The following is a 4,144-nucleotide window of genomic DNA, read 5'->3' as shown; positions in this document are numbered from 1 at the left end:
CCCAAATTGATTGAAAGCCATGCTGTTTATGCGTATGAGTTTTGCGGTGACCGGGGGCGAGTCGCTAAAGATTGTTACTGGCGTGATGTCGGAACACTTGATTCTTTTTATAACGCTAACATGGATTTACTCGAACCTGTTCCACCAATGAACTTATACCAAAAAAACTGGGCCATTCGAACATACGAAGCGCAATACCCACCTGCGCGCACGGTTTCTTCTGCAACAGGTAACGAAGGTATATTCATTAATTCGATCATTTCAAACGGTGTGATTAATTCTGGAGGTTCTGTACAACACTCCATTATTTCTTCAAACGTCAGAATTGATGATGGTGCAACAGTGGTCGATAGCATTTTATTTGATGATGTTGAAGTCGGCGCAGGGTGTCAGCTCATGAGATGTATTATTGATAAACATGTAAAAATCCCTCCACATACTCAAATTGGCTTAAACCCAGTTGAAGATGCCCAGCGTTTCCGTATTTCAGAAAATGGCATTGTTGTGGTACCCGAAAGTTATCAATTCTAAACCTAGATTTTTTTGCCCACTCAATTTATCCCTCATTAAAATGAAGCCTTAGCACACGCTAAGGCTTCTTACTTTACACTGAGTTCAAAACATACCGATTAATCACGCTCGGTTATGGGCACGTTGTTGCATCCCAAAACCAATTTGACTGAGTCGGTGACTCCCAAACGCCAGGGTTGTTTTTGGCAATAAAACATTTCCCGTTGTAAATCACAACATCGCCAGTTTTCACCTGTGTGGATCCGGGAACCCAAGTAATGACATTGCTAGGATTCGTGGTACCACCGGTATCGCCACCGCCAGTATCTCCACCGTCACTGCCACCAGAAGATAGGTCAGCAAGTGGAAGATCCGGTTGTTCAAACTTGAAGGCGTAATCGACACCATTAATGTTTACGCTGTAATTTGCAGGCCCAGAAATAGGGAGGTAGTAAACCATATCCAACTCATACACGCCGCCTGCGGGCAGAGCTTTCCAGTTCGGTAAACTAAACGCTACGCGGTGCATGACACCGTCTAAGCCACCGACGTTGTTGGCGCGAGTATGGCCAGAAGCAATCACCTTCAAGCCACCACCAGATTGGTCTTTAGCATTATCAGGTGCAGATACGGGGATATCAAACTGGAACTCAGTACCACCTGGGATATCTTGACCCGTGTTGTTAGTAAAGCTGATTTTCGGATTGATTGGGTAGTTTTGATCACCCACCTTAAATCCACCAACGGAGACCGCGATGTCTACAGTTTCACTGGCAATCGTTCCTGTTGCAAGCGTGTTACCATAAGGCGTTGCCGACTTAAACTTGTCATAAATTGCTTTCGTCATGGTATTACCCATGTGGTATTCGCCATTTCCGCTTGCACAAGCTTGCTCTGTTGAATCCACTTGAGTGCGTTGACCATTAGCGTCCAATACATAACAGTTATAATCGCCTGCTAACTCCCAAAACATGATGCCGCCGATCTCTTTATCGATGACATAATCGGCTTTGGTGTTGATAGACTCTTTATCTTCAGTTGATAAGAACACCCCTTTATCGGCATTCCACAGCCAAGGCGCGACGGCAACGCTGTCGTAGTGACGTTGGTAAAGACCGACAAGTTGATCGGCAGGCTCATTCACTGGATCAAGGTTATAAGCTTGGGCGTAAGAGCCCCAAATCCCCTTCTCTAGGTTTTTGGCATGCCACATTGGGTTTGAACCTGCGCCCATCTCGTTTCCTTTCGGATCGGTGTCGTGCCACATGTTGTCAATACCCACAGCGCCGTGGCCACAGTTGTTTTTCTCACCCTCACCAGTGCCCGGAGCACATTCAGCTTGGTTAGGTAATGCCGCTCGCCCCCATAAACCATTCTCTCCACCCGTGACACCTTGCCAGCCGCGCGTGTAGTAAGGAACGCCGATGTTGATACGCCCTGCGGGCATAGAACCGCGGAAATAATGATAAGCCCAGTCAGTGTTGAGATAACCAATACCACCGTATTGAGCTGTACCATATACGTTCCACTGTGCTAACTCTGAATCTTTACCAGTGTCATACAAAGCCGCGTTGTGACCCACGTGATCATTCCATGCGCCGTGTAAGTCATAAGACATGATGTTCACATAATCAAGATACTGAGTGACATCAAATGTCTCCATACCACGCAATAGATAACCAGAAGACGGTGCTGCGATCGTCAGCATGTAATGGTGGCCATCTTGTGCAGATGCTTGATCAAGCTTCTGACGTAGTACCTTCATTAACTCTTGGTACGACGCCCATAAATAAGCACGGCGAGGTTCCATAATCGCTTTATCATCTGGATTACCTGCGCCCGCCATTGAGGTTGGATATTCATAGTCGATATCGACACCATCGAATTGATATTTACGAATCATTTCAACAGCCGATGTTGCAAATTTTTCAATACCAGCGTGGTTGATAGAGCCATCCGCGTTGGTTGTCATCGTATAAAAACCACCATCGGCGACACGGTTGCCAGCCGTATCAAAGTGCCCGCCAGTTTCAGCCCAGCCTCCGATAGAAATTAAGGTCTTAACATCAAATTTTTTCTTCGCTGTTGCCAACGCACCAAAATGACCTTTAAAGCCTAATGCAGGATCAATCTCAACCCCTGGCCACTCTTTGCCCACTGCCGCATTATTGGGATCGTTCACATCGCCCACATTCACTTTGCCATCGGAACCTATGCTGACGAAGGCATAGTTAATGTGCGTGAGCTGCTCCCACGGGATGTCTTTTACAAGGTAAGCCGATTGCGGATCATCACCCGCACGCCAACTGGTGAAATAACCGATCACACGACGTGGATGATCCGCCCCCATGATCTCACGACCTTCCGCATCGTAAACGGTGCAATAAGGTACATTCACACCTTCGGTTTGATATAAACCATCAGGACGACAACTATTAGCTATTGGCGCGCCATTGACTGTTAAAGTCGCTAACGTGGAATCTGTCGTCGCACCAAGGTTATCAGTGGCGCGTGCAAACACCGCCAAGTTACCCGCTTTTGTCGCGGTGTATTCTAAGGTATACGGAGCACTAACAGCCGTTCCAACCAGCGTTCCCGCAACGAAGAAATCAACTTTATCGACGCTTCCATCAGTATCAGCAGCGTTTGCGGTTAAGGTGACTAAAGCCCCCACGTCAACGGAAACCGCAGAGAGCGTAATATCAACGGTTGGAGCCTGATTGCCTGGTTGCTGTGCCTCTTTCACCGTTAAGGTCGTTGCACTTTTCACGCTGGCATCACCTTTATCATCGATGGCTACAACACTGAATTCATGCTGACCAGCGGTTGCGACCCACGTGGCTTTATAAGGTGCAGTGGTGACTATACCCACAATTGCACCATCGACAGAAAACTCGACTCGAGCAACGCTGCCGTCACTATCGGTTGCGTTCGCACTTAATATTACGGTATCACCGACAGCAATCACATCTGCTGCGGAAGGTGAAGAGAGATTCGCGGTCGGTAGCTGGTTCTCACCACCGGAAGTGGCGCAAACATCCAACACTTTCCACTGGGCATAATCACCGGAAAAGTTGGCTGGATCGTTACCTTGAGTCCAATAGTTAGCTTGGTAGGCGGTACCACTGTGCTGAACCTTGTTACCGCCAGTATAAACTTTTGACGATTCCCAAGGGCTTAGTGTCGTGCAATCAACGGCTGCATAGCTGTTAAAAGCCATCAAGCAAGAGGCCGTTAAAGTGCTCAGTGTAAAAACACCCTTTGCCACTGTCCTGTTGTTTAAATGCATAGCTGCTCATTCCTTAAGTTATTGTTTCACTGTAAAAAGCCTCGTATCAAGAAGAAACCAGACTTTAATTCTCACGTGAAACAACTGTAGAACAGAGCGATAAATAAGCACCTCAATTTGTTCAAATATCAAAAATCACTCGCAACAAGTTGCACTATTTCTGCAAAAGAGGCATCGTTATTTTGCATCAACAACTAATTATTGGTTAATTTTCCGATTCTAAAAAAAGCGCCGAAATCAGAACAATGTACGGACTGCCTGCCGGTTATTTAACTTACACACTATCAAAAAGAGCAAAAAATATGCAACAACACTAATTGTTACAAAAATGTAGAGTTTAACTTT

At 46.3% G+C, this 4,144-nt stretch carries 1 protein-coding gene and 1 pseudogene; one reads left to right on the top strand and one right to left on the bottom strand.

The window, feature by feature from the left end:
• A pseudogene (gene glgC / locus AACT21_RS07310) lies at positions 1 to 531 on the top strand (glucose-1-phosphate adenylyltransferase); the annotation flags it as partial.
• Between the two features lie 112 nt (positions 532 to 643).
• Here the strand turns inward: glgC and AACT21_RS07305 are convergent.
• Positions 644 to 3,799: a chitinase C-terminal domain-containing protein gene (locus tag AACT21_RS07305; protein ID WP_094163166.1), complete on the bottom strand. Its 3,156-nt coding sequence runs from the start codon at positions 3,797 to 3,799 to the stop codon at positions 644 to 646.
• Between the last annotated feature and the right edge of the window lie 345 nt (positions 3,800 to 4,144).

This window comes from Vibrio sp. V08_P9A1T1 (assembly GCF_963874405.1).
Taxonomy (GTDB): domain Bacteria; phylum Pseudomonadota; class Gammaproteobacteria; order Enterobacterales; family Vibrionaceae; genus Vibrio; species Vibrio anguillarum.
The sequence above is the reverse complement of the archived record's forward strand: the minus strand, read 5'-3'. Positions and strand labels throughout refer to the sequence as shown.

What these genes read in the sequence shown, in the direction of transcription:
- AACT21_RS07305 (WP_094163166.1), bottom strand. Translation starts at nt 3,799, where the DNA reads ATGCATTTAAACAACAGGACAGTGGCAAAGGGTGTTTTTACACTGAGC.